The sequence below is a fragment of the Aliirhizobium smilacinae genome (assembly GCF_006335145.1).
Classification (GTDB): Bacteria; Pseudomonadota; Alphaproteobacteria; order Rhizobiales; family Rhizobiaceae; genus Neorhizobium; species Neorhizobium smilacinae.
Genome location: NZ_VDMN01000005.1, coordinates 60,865 through 79,110 on the forward strand (window position 1 = coordinate 60,865; position 18,246 = coordinate 79,110).

16 protein-coding genes and 3 pseudogenes are annotated in these 18,246 nt (G+C 60.1%); 4 read left to right on the forward strand and 15 right to left on the reverse strand.

What is annotated here, in order from left to right; all coding sequences use genetic code 11:
- Nucleotides 1–16: 16 nt before the first annotated feature.
- Together FHP24_RS20270 and FHP24_RS20275 are read right to left on the reverse strand one after the other, a co-directional pair.
- Nucleotides 17–1,126 (reverse strand): branched-chain amino acid ABC transporter substrate-binding protein, encoded by a 1,110-nt coding sequence (locus FHP24_RS20270; RefSeq protein ID WP_139678056.1) that lies wholly within the window; start codon nt 1,124–1,126, stop codon nt 17–19.
- 137 nt (nt 1,127–1,263) lie between these two features.
- Nucleotides 1,264–2,040 (reverse strand): GntR family transcriptional regulator, encoded by a 777-nt coding sequence (locus FHP24_RS20275; protein ID WP_180356067.1) that lies wholly within the window; start codon nt 2,038–2,040, stop codon nt 1,264–1,266.
- A 107-nt stretch (nt 2,041–2,147) separates the two neighbouring features.
- Here FHP24_RS20275 and FHP24_RS20280 point away from each other — a divergent pair, with 107 nt between their 5' ends.
- The gene (locus tag FHP24_RS20280) at nt 2,148–2,939 is read left to right on the forward strand and encodes a pyrroline-5-carboxylate reductase family protein (RefSeq protein WP_139678058.1); all 792 of its coding nucleotides are present in this window, start codon (nt 2,148–2,150) and stop codon (nt 2,937–2,939) included.
- Here FHP24_RS20280 and FHP24_RS20285 read toward each other — a convergent pair.
- From FHP24_RS20285 to FHP24_RS20315, 7 genes are read right to left on the reverse strand one after another with little or no spacing between them, the layout of a single operon-like run.
- Nucleotides 2,909–3,664, reverse strand: coding sequence for an SDR family oxidoreductase (locus tag FHP24_RS20285; protein ID WP_139678059.1), 756 nt, complete (start codon nt 3,662–3,664; stop codon nt 2,909–2,911). The genes FHP24_RS20280 and FHP24_RS20285 overlap by 31 nt on opposite strands.
- Before the next feature lie 21 nt (nt 3,665–3,685).
- Complete coding sequence (locus FHP24_RS20290) at nt 3,686–4,612, reverse strand: 3-hydroxyacyl-CoA dehydrogenase NAD-binding domain-containing protein (protein WP_139678060.1); 927 nt, start codon at nt 4,610–4,612, stop codon at nt 3,686–3,688.
- A gap of 11 nt (nt 4,613–4,623) precedes the next feature.
- Nucleotides 4,624–5,478: a hypothetical protein gene (locus FHP24_RS20295; protein WP_139678061.1), complete on the reverse strand. Its 855-nt coding sequence runs from the start codon at nt 5,476–5,478 to the stop codon at nt 4,624–4,626.
- A 1-nt stretch (nt 5,479) separates the two neighbouring features.
- Nucleotides 5,480–5,803 carry an NIPSNAP family protein gene (locus FHP24_RS20300; protein ID WP_139678062.1) on the reverse strand — a complete coding sequence of 108 codons (324 nt, stop codon included), beginning with the start codon at nt 5,801–5,803 and terminating at the stop codon, nt 5,480–5,482.
- 60 nt (nt 5,804–5,863) lie between these two features.
- Complete coding sequence (locus FHP24_RS20305) at nt 5,864–7,147, reverse strand: acetoin dehydrogenase dihydrolipoyllysine-residue acetyltransferase subunit (protein ID WP_139678063.1); 1,284 nt, start codon at nt 7,145–7,147, stop codon at nt 5,864–5,866.
- Between the two features lie 10 nt (nt 7,148–7,157).
- Complete coding sequence (locus FHP24_RS20310; protein WP_139678064.1) at nt 7,158–8,132, reverse strand: alpha-ketoacid dehydrogenase subunit beta; 975 nt, start codon at nt 8,130–8,132, stop codon at nt 7,158–7,160.
- Between the two features lies 1 nt (nt 8,133).
- A complete protein-coding gene (locus FHP24_RS20315; protein WP_139678065.1) occupies nt 8,134–9,105 on the reverse strand; it encodes a thiamine pyrophosphate-dependent dehydrogenase E1 component subunit alpha in 972 nt (323 codons plus the stop codon).
- Nucleotides 9,106–9,208: 103 nt separating this feature from the next.
- Here FHP24_RS20315 and FHP24_RS20320 point away from each other — a divergent pair, with 103 nt between their 5' ends.
- A complete protein-coding gene (locus tag FHP24_RS20320; RefSeq protein WP_139678066.1) occupies nt 9,209–9,949 on the forward strand; it encodes an SDR family oxidoreductase in 741 nt (246 codons plus the stop codon).
- A gap of 4 nt (nt 9,950–9,953) precedes the next feature.
- On the opposite strand, the gene FHP24_RS20325 is transcribed toward FHP24_RS20320, so the two are convergent.
- The 5 genes from FHP24_RS20325 to FHP24_RS20345 all read right to left on the reverse strand — a co-directional run bounded on the left by FHP24_RS20325 (nt 9,954) and on the right by FHP24_RS20345 (nt 15,540).
- Nucleotides 9,954–11,693 (reverse strand): cobalamin-dependent protein, encoded by a 1,740-nt coding sequence (locus tag FHP24_RS20325; protein WP_139678067.1) that lies wholly within the window; start codon nt 11,691–11,693, stop codon nt 9,954–9,956.
- Complete coding sequence (locus tag FHP24_RS20330) at nt 11,690–12,487, reverse strand: alpha/beta fold hydrolase (RefSeq protein ID WP_246091871.1); 798 nt, start codon at nt 12,485–12,487, stop codon at nt 11,690–11,692. The genes FHP24_RS20325 and FHP24_RS20330 overlap by 4 nt, the downstream gene beginning before the upstream one ends.
- The gene (locus tag FHP24_RS20335; RefSeq protein WP_139678068.1) at nt 12,487–13,278 is read right to left on the reverse strand and encodes an aspartate dehydrogenase domain-containing protein; all 792 of its coding nucleotides are present in this window, start codon (nt 13,276–13,278) and stop codon (nt 12,487–12,489) included. Before FHP24_RS20335 ends, FHP24_RS20330 begins: the two co-directional genes overlap by 1 nt.
- 5 nt (nt 13,279–13,283) lie before the next feature.
- Nucleotides 13,284–13,817: a cupin domain-containing protein gene (locus FHP24_RS20340; RefSeq protein WP_139678069.1), complete on the reverse strand. Its 534-nt coding sequence runs from the start codon at nt 13,815–13,817 to the stop codon at nt 13,284–13,286.
- A 121-nt stretch (nt 13,818–13,938) separates the two neighbouring features.
- Nucleotides 13,939–15,540 carry an FAD-binding protein gene (locus FHP24_RS20345; protein WP_139678070.1) on the reverse strand — a complete coding sequence of 534 codons (1,602 nt, stop codon included), beginning with the start codon at nt 15,538–15,540 and terminating at the stop codon, nt 13,939–13,941.
- A gap of 308 nt (nt 15,541–15,848) precedes the next feature.
- Here FHP24_RS20345 and FHP24_RS20350 point away from each other — a divergent pair.
- A pseudogene (locus tag FHP24_RS20350) lies at nt 15,849–16,102 on the forward strand (type II toxin-antitoxin system Phd/YefM family antitoxin).
- A pseudogene (locus FHP24_RS29075) lies at nt 16,099–16,353 on the forward strand (hypothetical protein). Before FHP24_RS20350 ends, FHP24_RS29075 begins: the two co-directional pseudogenes overlap by 4 nt.
- A gap of 295 nt (nt 16,354–16,648) precedes the next feature.
- On the opposite strand, the pseudogene FHP24_RS20360 reads toward FHP24_RS29075, so the two are convergent.
- Nucleotides 16,649–18,232 (reverse strand): annotated as a pseudogene (locus FHP24_RS20360) (ABC-F family ATP-binding cassette domain-containing protein); the annotation flags it as partial.
- Nucleotides 18,233–18,246: the final 14 nt, after the last annotated feature.

An 18,246-nucleotide genomic window follows, 5' to 3' on the forward strand; every position in this document is an offset into this window, starting at 1 on the left:
CCGACTTGTCGTGCCGTTATTTCGTCCCGATCAAGGTGAACTTGTCGCCGTCGACCTTGTAGAGATAGGAAGGGGCCACCTTCAGATCACCCTTCTCGTCGAACTCGAGAACACCGATAGCCGTGTCGGCTTTAACGGCGTGCAGCGCGTCGTTCATGTCTTCGCGAGTCAAGCCCTTGGTGCTTTTCAACACGGCCTCAAGGATCTGTCCCTGGGCATAGCCATAGATCGAATATGGGCCCGCATCCTGGCCGTACTTGGCCTTGTACTGCGTGGCGAAATCCGCAATCGCCGGCGTGGCATCCAGTGGCGGCGCCTGTACGGCAACCGTGGCTCCCTGGACATTGGCCTGACCTGCCTGGGAAATGAATTCTGGCGTGTAGCCGCCATCCGGAACCATAAGCGTCGCCTTGACGCCCTGTTCGTGCATCTGCTTGGCGAACAGCGCCAGTTGCGGCATTACGGCGCCGAGATAAATCACGTCGGGATTTTTCGATTTGATCTGCGCGAGAACTGCGCTGAAATCGACGTCCGTTGGTGCGACGGAGAGCGTATCCAGCACCTTGCCGCCACCAGCCGTGAAATTCTTACCGAAGATTTCCGAGATCCCCTGACCGAATACCTGCTTGTCGTTGACGATGAGAGCGGTCTTGGCGCTGAGCTTCTGCAGTGCGTATTCGGCGGGCAGCAGGGCGCCGGCAAAGTCGTTGGCGACAGGGCGAACCATGAACTTGTAACCCTGCTGCGTCAGCGCCGGGTTCGAGCCAAATGTCATGGTCGCAAGCGTGCAATCTTCGTAGATCGGCAAGGTCGACTGCGCCACGCCGGAATTGAAGTTGACCACCCCGAGGATCACGCCGTCGTCATCGCAGAACTTCTGTGCGACCAGAGTGCCCTGGCGCGGATCGGCCTGGTCGTCCTGCTGGTCGATCTTCACGGTAACGCCGTTGACGCCGCCGGCGGCATTCAGCTTGTCGATGTAAAGCTTGAAGCCGTTATGCCATGTGGTTCCGAAAAATGCCTGTGGCCCGGATGTCGGGCCAGCAAGACCAACGGTGATCTCTTCGGCGAAAACTGGTGTGCCGAAAAGGGCAGTCGTAAGAGATAGCGCAGCGATCAGCTTCATTGTGTTCCCCTTTGTTGCGGTCCTATCGCGTCAGCAGGCCTTAGTGGTCTTCTTGCTGGTAACGCTATGGAAGCAGACAATTTGAGATACGTCAAGAAAGTGTCGACACTATTGCGTTCAATTTTGCCACGTTTTATTCATGTGTTGGATGCGGCTCGGCCGCGGCGCTGGCGCGGGCTCTGATCGGCGGAGGAATAGACCTTGAGCAAGGCATCTTTGAGAGCTTCCTGCGTGGCAGAAACTGTGAGTTCGATATGTTTGCGCAACAACTCCGTCCCGCCTTCCGCATCGCGCTTTATCGCAGCATCGACGATTGCCGAATGCGCAGCGACCAGATCCTTGTCGTGGCTGCGATGCTCGATCTGAATGCGGCGGATGAAACGAATGCGTGCGTTGATCGCCTGCAGTTGGTTGACGATTTCGGGGTTTCCGGACAGTTCGGCGATGAGAACGTGAAACCGTTCGTCTTCCGCCAGGATATCGTCCGGTGGTTGATCCCGGTAACCCTCGACGAGGCCGGCCCAGTACGACCGCAAACTGTCGATTTCATCGTCGGAGGCTCGCTCGCACATCAGACGGAAAGCTGCGCACTCAATGATCGAGCGCAATTCGTAAAGGTCGATAAGACCTTCCGTGCTGAGGCTTCGGACAAAGAAACCGCGATTGGGCGTGAGCGATACGAAGCCCTCCGATGCAAGACGGTTCAGAGCTTCCCTGATCGGCGTGCGGGAGATGGAAAGGCTCTTTGCCAGCCGCATTTCATTGATGCGCTCCTCCGGCTTCAATTGGAACTCCACCAGAAGCTTCCGGATGGCATTGTACGCGCGCTCGCTGCTGTCTGCAGATCTGCGGGTTTCCGGCTCCGCGGTCTCGGCAAGAGCGATGTGGTCGGTCGTTTCTGGGGAATTCTTCATCAGTAAATGGTCCGTCGTCGAGCGATATTGTCGACAGTTATATATGCAGTTCTGATCGTTTCTAATGTGTGATCGATGCAACCTCAAGATCATGGAGATCGGATAATATGATAATCGGAGTTCTGGGTGTAGGACATCTTGCCGCCGCCATGATCGCGGGCCTCATGAAGTCCGGCGACCGCCAGACAATATTGCTTTCGCCGCGAGGAAAGTCGAAAGAGCTTGCCGCCCGATATGGGCTGGAGATCTGTGTTGACAACCGTGAATTGGTGGAGCGGGCAGAAATAGTCATCCTCGCGGTTCGCCCTGCAGATGCAACCGCGGCGCTGGAAGGCCTGCCTTGGAGAGCCGGACAGATCGTGGTTTCCGTTTGTGCCGGCGTTGCATTGTCGCAATTTCCAGCGATTGCAGCCCGGATCGTGCGCGCCATGCCGCTGACGGCGGCTGAAATCAACGCCAGCCCGACCGTATTTTATCCGGAAATCGCCGAAGCACGCCAATTGATCGCGCGCTTCGGCCTGGCGATCGCGCTTCGCAACGAGGACGAATTCGAGGTGGCAACGGTGAATGCCGCAATCTACGGCTGGGCACAGGACATCGTGCGGCAGAGCGTCCACTGGGGGCACGATCATGGTGCGGATCAGCAGACGATGCGCCAACTCGTGGCCCAGACCTTCGTCGCCGCTGGCCGCATGATTGCCGAAACTGCCGAGCCGATGGAAACGATCCTCAAGGATCTCGTAACGCCCGGCGGCATTACCGAACTCGGCCTTGAGGTTCTGGAAGAGCGGGGACAGCCTGCTGCCTGGCAGGCCGCTTGCGACGCGGTTTTCGCACGGCTCACATCCGTACCGAAAGATCGCAGTGGTTACGTCGATGAGGTGGAGGGAGCGGGATAGATGTGGCCGCCGATCGCCTGATCTGTCGGAGAAACGATCAGTTCCGCCACGTCCACATGCGAAGGAAGGTTCAGGGCGCCGACAAGCACCGCGGCGATATCCTCCGGGCGTAGCGGGCGCTGTTTCGCATACATCCGTTCCTGCAAGTCGGCCGCATCGCCATCGAAGGCCTGAAGGTAGAACTGCGTTTCCACTCTGCCCGGCGCGATCTCGGTGAGCCTCACACCTGTTCCGGCAAGGTCGTAGCGGAGAATCCGGCCTGCCTGCGACAGTCCGGCCTTGGCGGCGCCGTAGCCTGTCGTGCCGGGGAATGCGCCGGAGGCCGCGGTGCTGGTCAGGTTGAAGATATGCCCTTTCTGCCTGGCGATCATGCCCGGAAGCATCATGCGTATGAGCTGCAGCGGCGCGGTCAAATTAAGGGCAACAACCTCTTCCGTCTCCTCGGCCGTCTGTTGGTGAAGTGGCCGGACTGTCGAGATGCCGCCCGCGTTGTTGACCAGCACGTCGATCTCGACGCCGGCCAGCTTTTCGGCGATCCGCGAATGATCACGCACGTCGGCTGCCACCGGTTTCAACCTTTCACCCAGTCGCGAGGCGAGCTCGGACAGCGGAGCTTCGTTGCGTCCGAGCGCATAGACGACGAGACCTTCGGCCACGAGCGCCGAAGCGATGGCGGCACCGATGCCTTTAGAGGCGCCCGTCACCAGCGCGCAGCGATAGTTCATCGCGGTTCTCCTTCAAGATGTTTACAATGCGCCGTGTTCGGCGACGCTCTTCAGGATCGAGACCAGCCCGGCTTCGCGTTCGGTTTTCAGCTGCGCCTGACTGCGCCCGCCAACGGCCATGCTGGTCGACTGTGTCACGGCAGCGATGGTTTGCTCGTCAAGCTTCGCGTCCAGCAGCGTGTCCCAGATCGCCTGATAGGTGGGGCCGTATTTGCGCAGAAAATCGTCCATGTTTTCCGCATTGAGCTGATTGGAGATGAAGGATCCCTGCAGCGTCCATTTGGGGCCAGGTCCATAGACGAAGGCCCGGTCGATATCCTCGACCGAGGCGACGCCATCGCGGACGAGCGCGATCGCCTCGCGCCACATCGCCCCCATCAGGCGCAGCGCCAGATGGCCGGTGATTTCCCGGTTCATCACCACGGGCTTTTTGCCGATTTCCTCATAGATCGCCCTTGCCACCTCAACCGACGACGGATCGGTCAGGGATCCGCCAACGATTTCGACAAGCGGCATGAGATGGGCCGGATTGAACGGATGGCCCAGCACGATCCGTCCGGGAAGCCGGCATTCACTCTGCATGTCCGAGACAAGCAGCGCGGAGGACGACGAGGCGATGACGATATGATCCGACACGCAGCTTTCGATTTCCGATAACAGCTTGCGCTTGATCTCCAGAGTCTCCGGCCCGCTTTCCTGAACGAAATCGACGCCGTCCATGGCCTCGGTCATGGACGTAAAAAGCCTGATCTCACCAGGCTCGGCTACGCCCCGCGGGCGGACCGCCTCAAGGTCACCCAGCAGGCTGGGAAGCAGCAGCCGAAAATCCGCTTCCTGATTGTCTGCCCGATCATAGACGCGGACATCGTAACCGGCGTGCAGAAAGGCAGCCGACCATCGCTGACCAATGACCCCGAAGCCGACAATCCCGATTGTTTTCTTCACCATCTGCTTCCTCGTCAGTCTAGCGCTTTGCGGAAAGACTCATTGAGGTCGTTCCATGGAATGAGGAGGTCGATCCAGGCACCGATGCGACCGGCGACGGTGATCGCCTCATCGATCAACGCATTGAAGTGCAGCGGGCCGTTCATGGCGGATTCCAGCGTAAACAGAAGCGCCGGCGTTTCGTCCATGTGGCAGAAGTCGCGCAGCCGCGTCGCCGCCTTGTTGAGTGCGAGTTCGGCAGTCTGGCGCAACACGCGTTCATCTCGCTTGCCGATTTCGGCACGCGTCCACCATAAAAGCTCGTGCAATACGCGCGCTTCGCCTTCGGCAGCAAATACCGGGCCAGCCGGATGCATGATGGCGCGCGACGCAGTCACCTGAGCGATGTCGGCAGGCATTTCCTTCCAGAGCCGCTGGTGCGCCGAAAGCATGTCGGCGGGTAGGGGAGACGGGGAGGTCGATGGCGGTATTTCGCCATCGTCCGGCGTCAAGCTGCCCGAGATGATGCGCCGGCCCTGATCACGCTTCAGCGTCGCGGCAAGCGAAGCGATACTCTCGATCGGCGCATCCAGCACGCCAAGCAATGTCACCTGCGCCGTTTCGGCCTGGAGCGGTGCGAAGGTGATCTCGAGAAACTGGCGAACGGGCCAGTAGAGGAAGGCGCCGGCCGGCGCATCCAGGACATGGGTCGCGCCCTCGACGTCTTCGACAAAAGGGGCGTGCCAATAGATATGGCTGCCGGCGATCTTCGGCGTATGCAGTTGGAGGGGCATCGGAAGGGTGCGCAACATTGCGTTGCGCGTCCTCTCGGCATTGCCGGTCAGCTTGATCGGCCAGCTCTGGCCCTCGGCCGAGAAATGAAGATGCATGTTACTTTCCAGGAATGAAGAAGGATACCGGCTTGAGAATCTGGTTGCGCATATCGGCCAGATAGTCGGTGTCGATCACCTTGCGGCGGTAGGCTTGCCATTCAGGGTCGGCCTCCATCTGGTCGCGACGGGCTTCACGATCGGCAAGGCTGTCGTATTTCCACAGATGCACGGTGCGCGACAGATCGCCGATATGGGTCTGGAAGAAACCGAAAGGTTCTCCGAGATATTGGCGCTGCATCGGCAGGCCCACGTCCTCATAGAGCTTGAGAAAGCTCGGCAACATGTTGGGCTTGGCAGTGTAGGTGCGATGGTCGAAGATCATTCTGTGCTCCTTGATGTCTGCTTGTTGTGGCCGACCACGGGTCTGGCCGGTACGCCGGGGTCATGTTTTCGCGCTTCTCACTGTCTCCATGATCAGTCGGGCCGTCAGGGCCGGGGTTTCCATTTGCGGCACGTGCCCGACACCCGACAAAAGATGAACCGCTGCAAAATCCGGTGCCCGCAAGGCATGGCTACAGGGAATGACGCGGTCGGACCTTCCCCATATGATCCGCGTCGGTACGTCGAGCCGGGAAAGGGCCGGCACGCCGTCGAAGATCTGGGTGTCGCCGGAGAACAGATGGCCGGCGAGGGTTTGCAGAGCAGCCCTGTTGCCGAGCTTTTCCATCTGCCGCAGGATTGCGCTGGCGTATCCTTGAGGAAGGGTTGTCGCCTCGGCGAGCATGAATGTCAGCCAGCGATCGAGGGCGTCCGCGGACGTCGATCGGGTGAGCCCGGCAATGAAGCTGCCGGCAATTTCCGGACCGAGGCCGCCCGGCGCAAGCAGGGTCAATGAGCGGACGGCGACCCGGCCGACGGAGGTCAGGCTGAGCGCCGTTGCCCCGCCGAGGGAATGTCCGACGACATGTGCCTGTTCGATGCCTGCGTCTTCGAGCGTGTCGGATACGAAAGCGGCCAGGTCCTCGATGCTTTCGGCACCTTGATCGGCATTCGATCCGTGCCCGGGAAGGTCGATCGCGACCGTGTGGATATTGCTGCCAAGCAGCGGAATCACCTGTCGCCAGGCGGACCGGTCGGCGCCGAAACCGTGCAGCAGCACGATCGGAAGACTGTCCTGAGGCGCGTTGACAAGCGGTGCTGCCAGCGAGGCGGCAGTTGCTGGTTTGGGTGACTTCCGCTGATCGATCGCCTTGACGATGTCCCGCTGCTTGATCCGGCCGTTGGGACCGGATCCTGCGATACCGGAAAGGTCGATACCCGCCTGCAATGCGAGGCGACGCGCCAAAGGACTGGCGACAATCCGAGCGCCCGCGACGGACGAGATTGGCACAGCCGTTTCAGCGGTTTCTGTGGCTGACGCTGCTTTCTCGACAGCCGCGGGCGCGCTTTGCGTCTTGCTCGTGTCAGCGAATGGCTGCGGCTCGGTTTCCGATATCGCACCCAGTATCGCACCGACCGGCGCTTCCTGCCCTTCCTGGTAATGAATTTCCGCCAGCCAGCCGTCGCGGTCCGCTTCGATTTCCGTGGCAGCCTTCGCCGTTTCGACCGTGACCAGCAGGTCGCCAGCCTTTACCCGGTCGCCAGCCTTGGCCGACCAGGCAATGACAAGCACGGACTCCATGTATTCGCCGCCGGCAGTTTCAATGCTGATGGGATGGGTTGTCATCGTCACACCCTCATTTCAGCGTTGCGAGAGCGGCAGCGCGGATTTTTTCAGCATTGGGCAGCATCGCCGTTTCCAGTGGCTCGGAATAGGGGATCGGCATGTCCGGCAGGGTGACGCGTGCGACGGGAGCGTCGAGCTCGTCGAAGGCGTGATCCATGATCGTGGCAGAAAGTTCTGCCGCATAACCACAGAAACGCCACCCCTCGTTGACGACCACGGCATGATGGGTCTTGGCGATCGAGCGTGTGATGGCGTTGACGTCGAGCGGGCGCAGCGAGCGCAGGTCGATCACCTCGGCCGAAATGCCGTCACCCGCCAGAAGATCTGCGGCCTTGACCGCTTCGACGACCATTTTCGATGTGGCGAAAATGGAAACATCCGTTCCCTCGCGCAGTGTTGCCGCCTTGCCGAGCGGCACGATGATGTCGCCGTCCGGCACTTCGCCGCGGATGTTGTAGAGCAGCTTGTGCTCCAAAAAAACGACAGGCTGGTCGTCACGGATCGCCGCCTTCAGCATGCCCTTCGCGTCTGCGGGGGTCGACGGGGCAACGACCTTGATGCCGGGGATATGCGCCAGCATCGAGTCGAGTGCCTTGGAATGCTGGGCGCCCGCGCCTGCGCCGCCGCCGCCCTGGGTTCTCAGGACAAAGGGCATCTTGACCTGGCCATTCCAGATGTAATTGTAGATCGAGGCCTGATTGACGAGCGCATCGAGCGATAGCGGAATGAAGTCCGCGTACATGATTTCCAGCACCGGGCGAGTGCCGGTCATGGCGGCCGTGACGGCCATCGCGGTCATCGCCTGTTCGGAAATCGGCGTGTCGCGAACGCGGCTTTCGCCGAACTCCTCCATCAAGCCCTTCGTGACCTTGAAGACGCCACCGTAGCGGCCAATATCCTCACCGAAGAGAAACACCGAGGGGTCGCCGGCCATTTCTTCGCGCAGCGCTGCATTCAAGGCTTCGGCATATCGCATCAGTGCCATGTCAGTGCGCCTCGCTATAGGGGTTGCATGCTTCATCGATTGCAAATTGCGGCATCGGGTCGGACAATGCGGCTTCGAAGGCTGCATCCACCTCTGCCTTCGCCTGGGCCTCGACTTCGGCGAGCTTTGCCTCGCCAACGTCGGCAAGAAGCACGTTTCTGGATACGATCAACGGATCGCGTGCTTTCCAGGCTGCGATGTCGTCAGGCGCCTGATAACCGCCCATGTCGGATGTCGAAAATCCTTCCAGACGATAGGTCTTGCATTCGATCATGCCCGGACCTTCGCCGCGCCGGGCGCGCTCCACCATGCCGGAGACGGCGCGGTAGACTGCAATCGCATCATTGCCGTCGACGATCTCCGAAGGCATGCCATAGCCGGCGGCGCGCACCGAAATGTCGTCGACGGATGACTGCACATCCGAAGGCACGGTCAGTCCAAACTGATTGTGTTCCAGCACGAAAACGACCGGCAGTTTCCAAAGCGCGGCCATGTTCATCGATTCGTGACAGATGCCGGTCTGCGCCGCTCCATCGCCGAAAACGCACATCGCGACATTTTTTTTGCCCATGATCTGCATCGAAAGCGCCATGCCCGTTGCCGCCGGAATCCCGGCACCGACAATCGCATTGCCGCCGACGACGCCCTTTGCAGCATCAGCCACCAGCATGTGACCGGCCCGGCCGCCGCAGGCACCGGTCGTCCGGCCGAAGATCTCGGCGATGACCGGCCGCATGGCCATGCCCTTGCCGATATAGACGGCATGGCCGCGATGGGTTGTCGCCACCTTGTCTTCCGTTTCCAGCATGGCCGTGGCCGCGATGCCGACAGCCTCCTGGCCGTCGCAGCGGTGAATGGGGCCGCGGGTCCGGCCTTCCTTGTGAAGGGCGCCAAGCCCGACTTCCAGATGCCGCACCATCAGCATCTTCCGGTAGATTTCGAGATGGTCTTCCGTCGAGGGTGTGTTCTTCACAAGAGGCCTCCAAATGCGTTATGAAATTTAATACAAAAGTGTCGACACTTTGCAAGCATTTCTGCAGAATAGATTTCAGACAGTTGGAAAAGGAGCGTGGATAATGCGTTTGAAGGGCAAGACAGCCATCGTGACGGGCGCCGGCGCCGGTATCGGCGCGGCGACGGCCGAGTTGTTCGGGCGCGAAGGTGCCCGGGTTCTTGTCGTGGATCGGGACGCGTCCGCGGCCGAGCGAGTCGCCCTGGCGGTCGGTGGTACGGCGATTGCGACGGACGTGTCGGACGAGGCCGCGGTGATGGCGATGGCGAAACGCGCGGCCGAGCTGTTCGGTGCCGTCGACATCCTCGTCAACAATGCCGGTTATGGTTTTCGTGGTTCGGTGTTGACGACAGAGGCGGCGGATTGGGATGCCCTGATGGCGGTCAACGTCAAAGGCGTCTTTCTTTGCTCCAAACACGTGATCCCGCTGATGGCCGGGGGCGGGGCGATCGTCAACACCGCATCCAACGTCGCCAATGTCGGGCTTGCCGACAGGGCGGCCTATGTCGCGTCGAAGGGGGCGGTCGCAGCCTTGACGCGATCGATGGCTCTCGACCATGCGGGCCAGAAAGTCCGGGTCAACGCCGTCGCGCCCGGCACGACATGGTCGAGCTATTTCGACAAGATCCTCGAAACCCATCCCGATCCGGACGGTTTCGTCGCGGCCCTCAACGCACGGGCACCGATGAACCGGGTGGCGCAGCCCCACGAGATTGCCCAGGCGATCCTGTGGCTGGCCAGTGACGAATCCTCTTACGCAACAGGCTCCATCCTCACCGTCGATGGTGGAATGACGGCCTGGTAGATCTTCAAGCAGACGGGATGGTGGTGCGCAGGGCGGCCAGCATCTCGTCGAGATCCGAACAAGGAAAACATCCGGCGGCCGCGAGATCGGATCGTACGTCGACCGGCAGGCCGGAATTGGAATCCTTCGGTATCTCGTTCAGGCGGCCGCCCACAAGCAGCGGCAAATCGAGCCCGTGAGAGGCCATGACTGCCTTCACGGCTTTCGCATAGGATAGCGCAACGCCATTATACGTGCTGATGGCAATGACGTTTGCGCCGGCATCCTTTGCGCGCCTCACAAGGGTCTCCGGATCAACCGCGACCCCGGCATCGACGATGTCAGCGCCCAGTCCTTCCAGTGCCTGCTCCACCAGGTATTTGCCGTGCTCGTGCACGTCCGTCGTACCGATGCAGACCAGCGGCGTCTTCGGGACCTCCAGCGGAGATTGTCGCCCCACCCACTCGGTGGCCTTGTGATTGAGTTCACGTGCCCATTCGGCATGGATGAGCGGCTGCCTTCCGCGCGGCGTCTCGGCGCCCGGCCCGAACAGAAGCTCCAGCCGCTTCGGCCCCATGCGGCGGATGGCGAGCATCAGCGCCGCCGGATCCTTCGTATCGACGTCGCGGTCAGCCAGCCCTGCGATGACCGCTGCGGCAAAACGGCGGCCGCCTTCGACGAGCGTCGCTGCCATCGCCTCGATCGTCGGCCAGTCCAGGATCGGCGCGTAGAAGGGAGCATGGTAGGCAAGGCGATGGGCAAAGGTCTGCGCGTCGATGATCTCGTCGATATCGGGGATGCGCTGGTTTTCGGTCACCGGCACGGGATTGACGGCATGGCCGGAAGGCCAGCGTCCGAGCGCCAGGATATCGGCCGTCAGGTAGCTGGAAAGGCTGGCGTAATTTCCCGCCGATGTCGACTGGTAAGCCACCGTGTTGCCGAAGATCATCGTGCCGGGCGCATCATTGATCTGAACAAGGGCGGCATGGAAGGCCACGCGTGACAGCGGGTCACTGAAATGGTGCCCGTAACAATGCGAGACGCGGGCGCCGATCAGGTCCTCGACGATGTATTTCTCGATCACGACCATGCCGAGCGCGCAGGCCATGTCGATGAACAGGCCGGCAAATCCGTCGTCCAGGTTTGAATGTACCAGTATCGTTTCATCCTGCGCCGCGATCAGGCCAAGCGCGGTAACGGTCGCTTCGGTCGTTGCGACGTCGTCGTCCCAGTAGGGAAGCCGGAAGGTGAAATACTGGCCCAGATTGCCGATCGCCGTCGCGCCTGCGGCAATCGCGGAGCGGGTGTTTTCGACCGCGCCGGGAAGCCCGAGCATGAAATCGCCGAAATGCGCCGCGGCCGGCGCGGCATTGGTGATCCGGGCGAAATCCTCCGGTCCGCCCAGCACGATGCCGGTTCCGCGTGAAGCCTTGGCCCGCATGGCTTCCGGATAACCCATCGACCAGTCCAGCGTGATGCCGAACCGATCGACCGTCACACCCGATCTTGCGCAGGTTGCATGAACGGTGCGGATGGCATCGATCGTGCGGTTGACGTCTCGAAACCCGATATGCGCATGCTGCATCACCCGCCCTTCGGCGGCGCAGCGCGTCTTCCACGCAGCTTCCGAACCAACGCCTTTCTCCGACAGAAACAGGCATGTCCCGAGCCGCCATTGGCGCGCCATGTCGCGACCTGCCTGCAGCAGGTCGCGAGCGGCAGAGAGGCGAGGATCGGTCAGTTCGGGTGTTGGGGCTTCTGTCATGTCGAGACTTTTTCGATGAAAAGGCGAATGGATTCGGTGAATTGCCGCGGTCGGTCTTTCGGATGGAAATGTGCACCGGTGAGCTTGGTCATGTGCGAACCAGGGATCGCGTCCGCGATCGCCTGCGACAGCGCCGGTGGCGTCAGGATATCGGCATCGGCGGTGATGACGTGAACCGGACGGTCGATCCGCCGAAGATCGTCCAGCCGGTCATGGTCGAGCAGCATGCGCACCCGGTCGGCAGTGACGTTGAGTGGCGCCAGGGCGGTCGTCGCCGCCCTTACCGCAGCTTCGAATCGGTCCTTGTGGTCGTCGAGATAGGATGCTTCGTGGCCGAAGATATGGGTCAGCCGTTGGTAGGCCTCCGGCAGGCCACCTTCCAGAAGTTCTGCGCGCGCGATGAAGAGACTGCGGAAGCGTTCGTCTGCCCGTGCCCATGAACTGCTGATCGTGAAGCTTGAGCCGATACCCGGATGGTCGAGCGCCAGCGTCTGCGCGATCGCGCCGCCGGTCGAATGACCAACGATGTGAACGGCCTCCCCCTGTAATGCGGCGATGGCAGCGCAATCGGCCGATATCCGGGCGATCGAATAACCTCCTTCCGGCCTGTCGCTTCGACCCGCGCCGCGGTGATCGACAACCGTCAGACGGAAAGTTCCCAGAAGTTCGTCGACCACTCCGCCCCAGAAACGGCCATCGCCGCCGAGGCCGGGAATAAGCATCACCCGCGGCCCCTGGTCACCGAAGGTCTCGTAGTGGATACGGCAGCCATCAGGCGCGACGAAAAAAGCCACTAGAGTTTCCTTCCGATGTCGAGAATATCGCGTGCAGCCGCTGCCAGACTGAGACCGGTGACGGCGGATGTCTTGGGATTGTCGGGCGACGGCGCATTGTTGAAGCGGAACTGTGCGTTGCCGGCGGCGCTATCGATTTCGATCTCGTGAATGTTGCCATCAATGTCCGGATCGGCAATGACCGTGACCGAAATCTCGGCGGGATGAGCGATAAGGGCTGCGGTGAAGGCGGCATTCGTATTTTTGGGATAAAGCCTTGCCGCTTCCGCAGGGCTGCCCGTAAACAGCACGACCTGCTCGGTGATGTTCGAACGGCCAAGCGCTTCCAGTTCAGTGCGCCAGGCCGCTACCGGCTTTCTCAGCCGGTAGCGGATCTTCGCGTCGGGAAGGCTAGATACCGCTGCAAGATAATCGAGACCGCCGATCGCACCCGAGGGAATGACAAGCCGTGCGCCGGATGCCTGTCGGGCGTCCGCGATCGCGCGGGCGGTATCCTCGTCTGCAAGCGCTCCGACTGAGGCGACCACAACCGGGATGCCGGCAAGCAGAATGTCCGGCACATAGGCCGTGACGCTCGGCTGGCCGGCTGCCTCGATGACGGCCTGCGGGTGTTCCGCAATCAGCTGGTCGAGGCGCCGTACTATCTTTACGGACGTCGGCGGCCTTGCGGTCGACCCATCGCGAAGCAGCACGACCCATCGGATCGTCTGCGCCTCGAATGCTGCAACGACCTGCCTGGCCAGCGCACCGAAGCCGATCAATCCAATGGTAACGGGCTCGACCGATGCCATGGCGATCAGCTCTGCTTCAGGGGGTCGAACTTGTCTTTCAGGTCCGTGCCGAAAACCGTATGTCGCTCGATTTCCAGCACGTTTTCCGGACGTGGGAAATTCGAGGGGACACGGTCGCCGGGTTTGCGCGGCTTGCCGATCTGGCGGAAGAAGTCCTCAAGGCCGTTCGGCACGATGAGCCAGACCCAGCGCAGCCGGGTGTCGCCGTCATTGATGAACATGTGCCGGACATTTTTGGGAAGGAAAATCGCGGTGTCCGGCGCCAGCGGGAATTCCTTCCCGTCGATCACGGCGCGGCCATGGCCTTCGATCACGTAGACCGCTTCTTCGTTGCGATCATGCGTGTGTTCGCGGACGTAACCGCCCGGTGCCACAGACTGCGTTCCCATCCCGAACGGAGATTCCATCGGAACGATGTGCGGCGCCAGCGCCACGTCGACATGGCCGTTGGCAGGCACGGGTTGCCAATAGCTCTCCCGTTCATCCGGGCCGGATACGTGAACACCGGCGGGCGTGTCGGATTTTGCAACGTCTTCCATTCTCGTTCCCTCTCGTTATGGCGTGGCAGGAAGCCTGCGACGCTTCAAGATTCTCGTTTCATGCACTGGCATATCAGGCCAGGAAAGGCGCAAGGCCGGCCCTGACATCGAAATACGCGACCTACTGGTTCTGCTTCAGGATCGTTTCGGCCGAGATGAACCCCCATGTCAGGTTCGGGCCGAGCGTCGTGCCGGCACCGACGGCCCTGGTGCCGATCGGATTGGCCATCGCCAGACCCGCGGCATAGAGCCCCGGAATGATCGAGCCGTCCTGCCGCAGAACCTGGGCGAATTCATTGGTGCGCGCGCCGCCTTTGGTGCCGATGATCGAGCGGTTGACCGAAAGGCCGACATAAGGCGCCTCGTCGATCGGGTAGAGCCGAACCTTGCCGCCATCCTTCTTGCGCTCCCAGGCCGGTTCGCCCCGATGGAAATCGTCATCGGCGCCTTTGGCGCAGAAGGAGTTCCAGCGGTCGATCGATGCTTTAAGCTCCGCTGCCGGCAAGCCGAGCTTGGCAGCGAGCTCTTCAATCGTATTGGCTTTTTTTACCCAGTCGCGCTCGTAAGAGGCATACCAGCGGAAGGGGAAGGAGGATTCCAGGAAACGATGATCGCCGACCAGATAGCAGGGCAGATTCACCGGCGCGCCATCGGCATCGCGGGCATCGAGCGCCTCGCCGATGTTGAAATGCGCCTCGCTAACGAACCGCTTGGCATTGCGGTTGACGACGATGGAATGCGGCTCGTAGAGAAAGTTGATCGGCAATCCGTAGCGCTTTCCCTCATAACGCGTTGGCAGGCAGACATAGACATTCGCCTGGTCCATGTTGTCGAGATGCGCGCCGACGGCTTCCGCCATTTTCTGGCCGTCGCCTTCGTTGCTCATCGGCGTTCCGATGCGGTCGAGCGGGCCGGGGAAATGACGCTCCCGCATTTCCTTGTTCCACTCGAAACCGCCGGAAGCGATTACCACGCCGCGACGTGCGGAAATGGTTTCGCGCCGCCCCGAGCTCTCGATCTCGACGCCGGTGATGCGACCACTGTCGTCCTGCACCAGTCCGACGGCCCGAGTCTCGAGCCGGAATGTCACGCCGGCATCGAGGCAGCCCTTGATCAGGCCGGTCATCAGCGCTGTGCCCTGGGCGCCTGCATTGTTCAGCCAGCGCCAGAAGAGCTTCGGCCACATCTTGAAAATGGCGTAAAACGGACGATGGTAGAGGTCCAGATCGACATTTTCCTGATAGGTGAAGACATGCGGCAGGGTGGATCGCCGTATCTTGCCGGCATATTTGCCGACCAGTCGCCTGCTTAAGGGCATGGGCGACAACATGCGCCCGTATTTCTTTCCGCCGGATGCTTCAACATAGGGGTCGGGCTCGTCGATCAGCCGAAAATCGATCGGCGTATTGTCGGAGAGAAACTTCAACATGGTCGGTGCGTTTTCGACAAAGGCACGATGGCGGGTGCCTTCCCTGTCTGCCCAATCCGCCGGCTGCACGGCACGCAGATAATCGAGTGCTTCCTGCTTGCTGTCGGATACGCCTTCCGCTGCCGCGATGTGGTTTGCCGGGATCCAGACGCCGGATCCGGACATTGCCGAGGTTCCGCCGAGCTTTGCACTCTTCTCTATCGCGAGGACACGAAGCCCACCCTTTGCAGAACGTAGCGCTGCCGAGCATGCCGCTGATCCTGTTCCGATGACGATGACGTCAAACCCGTCCATTCTGTTCCCCTGATCTGATTGCATTCAATATAGATCAGCAAAATCGTATCTGTCTACCAATGTGTCGACACTTTGTGAGAAGATATCTGTCGTGCTGCCGCGGGTCCTTTCGTGGGAGGACGTGTCCGATAAGCATGAGAAAATGCGAGTTGATAGCCGCTCATTTGGACGTTCTGCGGTTTAACTCATTGATCAAAGATCCGAGTTTGGACGAGCCGAACATAGTGGCAGTAAAATCTCGACTTTAGTCCTACAAATGTGGAGATCATAGGCTCTCCATGTGGGTATGCTCCTACATGGAGACTCGTATGGGCACTATCAGCTTAACCAGCTGCAAAATGAACCACGATGTCAGCACAGCGAAAAGGCCTCCGAGGCGGGGCCTGTCGTTATTACAGATCGAGGCAGACCGCCGCATGTCCTTATGACATACGGCGATTTTGAGCGCCTGATCGGCAAACATCACAATCTTGTCGACGCGCTCTCCATGCCTGGTTTATCGAATATCGATTTTGATCCACCTCGGCTGGTAATCACCAGCCGCGAGATCGATTCTTCTTGAAATATTTGCTCGACACAAACGTCGTCTCCAAGCTGCGTAAAGCTGATCCGAATGTTACTAACTGGATAAGCGCTCAAGACTCCCGCGACCTGTTTATTTCCGCCATAGCATTTTAGAGCTTGAGCGCTGGATACTCAGCATCCATCGACGGCGACGTAGCGGCACTGGTTCACGGGCTACTAGTTGTCACACGCAATACTCACGACTTCCTGGGAACCGGCGTTATCTTTCTAGACCCGTGGCAAGATTGAGGACTTTCAAAACCGTTTGCGAGGCAGTTGTCCGCGAAAATCCAATATCAAAGTACATTGAGCTCTTTCGAAAGGTAAGGATCGGCGGTTCACATCCCACTCAAAAGCGTAAGAAATCACGGGCTCGCAATGACGCTGAGCCAGCTCCTCGCGTAGTTCGCTTAACGGGCTCAGGCTTAAGCCAAAAGGTCCGGAGGTGTTTTTTCCTCACTAGAGAAGCTTACCCAAAGCGCCAACGAAGTACGCGTTAGTCTCGATCCGGCGTGCCTTCGAAGTGGGATCGCCCAGGACATCATTTTTTCTTTTTCTTTTTCCCAGATGAAACGATGAGATCGCGATACTCGTCCATGTCACCTTCGAATGTGGTGACAGTGCCGTTGTTGACGAGCCACAGGCGGTCGACGGTCGCTTCAATCAGATGACGATCATGCGAAATCAGAATCACTGCGCCATCATAATCGTTGAGCGCCTCGATCAGCGCATGACGGCTGTCGATGTCCAGATGGTTGGTCGGTTCGTCAAGGATCAACAGGTTCGGCGCATGGAATGCCGCCAGACCCATCAGTAGGCGAGCCTTTTCACCACCCGAGAGATCCTTGGCAGCAGTCGCCATCTTTTCGGTTGCAAGACCCATCTGTGCCACCCGGGCACGGACCTTGGCTTCCGGTGCCTGCGGCATCAATTTGCGCACATGCTCGACAGCTGATTCTTCAGGCACCAGATCATCCAGTTGGTGTTGGGCAAAAAAGCCGATTTTCAGCGAAGGGGCTGTGCGCAGATCGCCGGTTTCGGGCGCCAGACGGCCGGAGATGAACTTGGCGAACGTCGATTTGCCGTTGCCATTGGAACCCAGCAGCGCAATTCGGTCATCATTGTCGATACGGAGATTGATGTCCTTGAGAATCGGATTGCCTGGTTCGTAACCGACCGAGCCACCATCGATGGCGATAATCGGCGAGGCGGGCTGCTTCGCCGGTTCCGGAAAGGTTATGGGCTGAACGTGATCTTCGATGACCGAAGATACCGTACCCATGCGCTCCAGTGCCTTGACGCGTGATTGTGCCTGTTTGGCCTTGGAAGCCTTGGCTTTGAAGCGGTCGATAAAGCTCTGCAGATGCTTGCGCGCTGCATCGTTCTTGACCTTGGCCTTGGTCTGCAATTCGTCGTTCTCGGCCTTCTGGCGCACAAACTGGTCGTAACCGCCGCGATACAAGGTCAGCTTCTTCTGGTCGAGATGGACAATGGCATTGACGGCGTTGTTCAACAGGTCGCGGTCATGGCTGATGACGATGACCGTGTAAGGATACCGGCGGATGTAATCCTCAAGCCAGAGCGTGCCTTCAAGGTCGAGATAGTTGGTCGGTTCGTCGAGCAGCAGCAGGTCAGGTTCGGCAAACAGCACGGATGCCAGTGCCACGCGCATGCGCCAGCCACCTGAGAAGGACGATGCCGGGCGAAGCTGGGCTTCCTGGTTGAAACCGAGACCGGCCAGAATGCTGGATGCACGCGCTTCGGCCGAATGCGCGTCAATATCGACCAGCCGCATCTGAATATCGGCGATGCGTTCCGGGTCGGTTGCTGTTTCCGATTCCAACATCAGCGCGGCGCGTTCCTTGTCGGCCGCCATGACAATCTCGATGAGACTGTCTTCCGTACCGGGAGCTTCCTGCGCCACCTGTCCGATCCTGGCATTCTTGGGGATCGATACGGAGCCGCTTTCGGCGCCGTGGTCCCCGGTGATGACTTTGAACAGAGTGGATTTCCCCGCGCCATTTCGGCCAACAAGGCCAGCCTTGGTGCCGCTTGGAAGTGTCACATTGGCCTTATCAAGGAGGAGACGGCCGGCGATGCGGGTGGAAAGATCGGAAATTGAAATCATGGCGCGGTTGTGGC

Excerpts from the sequence above, each read along its gene's own strand:
- FHP24_RS20270 (WP_139678056.1), bottom strand. The coding sequence starts at position 1,126 with ATGAAGCTGATCGCTGCGCTATCTCTTACGACTGCCCTTTTCGGCACA.
- FHP24_RS20275 (WP_180356067.1), bottom strand. The coding sequence starts at position 2,040 with ATGAAGAATTCCCCAGAAACGACCGACCACATCGCTCTTGCCGAGACC.
- FHP24_RS20280 (WP_139678058.1), top strand. The coding sequence starts at position 2,148 with ATGATAATCGGAGTTCTGGGTGTAGGACATCTTGCCGCCGCCATGATC.
- FHP24_RS20285 (WP_139678059.1), bottom strand. The coding sequence starts at position 3,664 with ATGAACTATCGCTGCGCGCTGGTGACGGGCGCCTCTAAAGGCATCGGT.
- FHP24_RS20290 (WP_139678060.1), bottom strand. The coding sequence starts at position 4,612 with ATGGTGAAGAAAACAATCGGGATTGTCGGCTTCGGGGTCATTGGTCAG.
- FHP24_RS20295 (WP_139678061.1), bottom strand. The coding sequence starts at position 5,478 with ATGCATCTTCATTTCTCGGCCGAGGGCCAGAGCTGGCCGATCAAGCTG.
- FHP24_RS20300 (WP_139678062.1), bottom strand. The coding sequence starts at position 5,803 with ATGATCTTCGACCATCGCACCTACACTGCCAAGCCCAACATGTTGCCG.
- FHP24_RS20305 (WP_139678063.1), bottom strand. The coding sequence starts at position 7,147 with ATGACAACCCATCCCATCAGCATTGAAACTGCCGGCGGCGAATACATG.
- FHP24_RS20310 (WP_139678064.1), bottom strand. The coding sequence starts at position 8,132 with ATGGCACTGATGCGATATGCCGAAGCCTTGAATGCAGCGCTGCGCGAA.
- FHP24_RS20320 (WP_139678066.1), top strand. The coding sequence starts at position 9,209 with ATGCGTTTGAAGGGCAAGACAGCCATCGTGACGGGCGCCGGCGCCGGT.
- FHP24_RS20325 (WP_139678067.1), bottom strand. The coding sequence starts at position 11,693 with ATGACAGAAGCCCCAACACCCGAACTGACCGATCCTCGCCTCTCTGCC.
- FHP24_RS20335 (WP_139678068.1), bottom strand. The coding sequence starts at position 13,278 with ATGGCATCGGTCGAGCCCGTTACCATTGGATTGATCGGCTTCGGTGCG.
- FHP24_RS20340 (WP_139678069.1), bottom strand. The coding sequence starts at position 13,817 with ATGGAAGACGTTGCAAAATCCGACACGCCCGCCGGTGTTCACGTATCC.
- FHP24_RS20345 (WP_139678070.1), bottom strand. The coding sequence starts at position 15,540 with ATGGACGGGTTTGACGTCATCGTCATCGGAACAGGATCAGCGGCATGC.